The sequence below is a fragment of the Actinoplanes sp. M2I2 genome (assembly GCF_023544445.1).
In the GTDB taxonomy this organism is placed as follows: Bacteria; Actinomycetota; Actinomycetes; order Mycobacteriales; family Micromonosporaceae; genus Actinoplanes.
This window is the reverse complement of sequence record NZ_JALPVJ010000061.1, coordinates 1-1,007: the sequence shown is the minus strand read 5'-3', so window position 1 is coordinate 1,007 and position 1,007 is coordinate 1. Positions and strand designations below refer to the sequence as shown.

At 64.3% G+C, this 1,007-nt stretch carries 1 protein-coding gene; it reads left to right on the top strand.

Translation table 11 applies throughout. From position 1 onward, the window contains the following. Positions 1-754, top strand: a 754-nt coding sequence (locus tag HJC40_RS44965) for a transposase (protein ID WP_250010007.1), incomplete at its 5' end; no start/stop codon positions are given. Positions 755-1,007: the final 253 nt, after the last annotated feature.

Here is a 1,007-nt window from a genome sequence, read left to right as displayed (position 1 = left end):
CGTCTGCCGGGCCGGCGACACCCAGTCCGCCGACACCTGGACTCCTCGTGGATCATCAGTCATGGTCACCTGTGTACTCCTCGACATAGAAGTCGATCAGTTACACAAACCATCTGACACGCCCGGCTACGGCGACGCCGCCGAGTTCCGCCAGGAACTCGACAACCGGAACCTGCCCTACATCATCGGCGTGAACAGCGCCCATACCGCGTTCACTGAAAGCACGCCGCGCACCGCACCGCCCTATAAAGGCGCCGGCCGCCGTCCGCCGCTGATCTACCGGCAAGCCGCACCCAGCCTGAAAACACACGTCCTGACGGCCGGGCGCAAAGCCGTGCGGCACGTCACCTGGCGACCGGGCTCACGCCGCCGCAGCGGCAGAACCCGGATGATGCACAGCCGGTTCGTGTTCCTGCGCCTACGCCCCGCCAGCCTGGTCCACCGCCGAGCCGTCGACTTCGGTGACCTACCGGTCCGCTGGCTGATCGCCGAATGGCCAACCGGACAGGCCGAACCGACCCGGTACTGGCTGTCGAACCTGCCGGCGACAACACCGATGCAGCAGCTGGTGCGCCTGGCGAAACTACGCTGGCGCATCGAGCACGACTACCGCGAAATCAAAACCGGACTCGGCCTGGACCACTACGAAGGCCGCACCTGGCAAGGCTGGCACCACCACACCACCCTCGTCTCCGCCGCCCACGCCTTCCTCACCCTGCAACGCCTGAACCCAAAAACCCCTGCGCCGGAATGACCCTCTACGCCGTACTCCGACGCCTGCAAGCCCTGCTCGCCCGCCTCATCGGCACCTGCCCCACCTGCCAAACCCACTTCCCGCAACGCTTCCAACGCGCGGGAAGAGGACCATGACAAAGCCCTACTAGGTGACTGGTGTTAAACGATGACTGCTGCCGGTGTGGCAGGCATCGTTAACCCCGATATCTAGTAGTTTGCTGGGATGACGTTGGGTAAAGCGTCGCAGCAGTTGGATCTTCTTGATCCGGTCA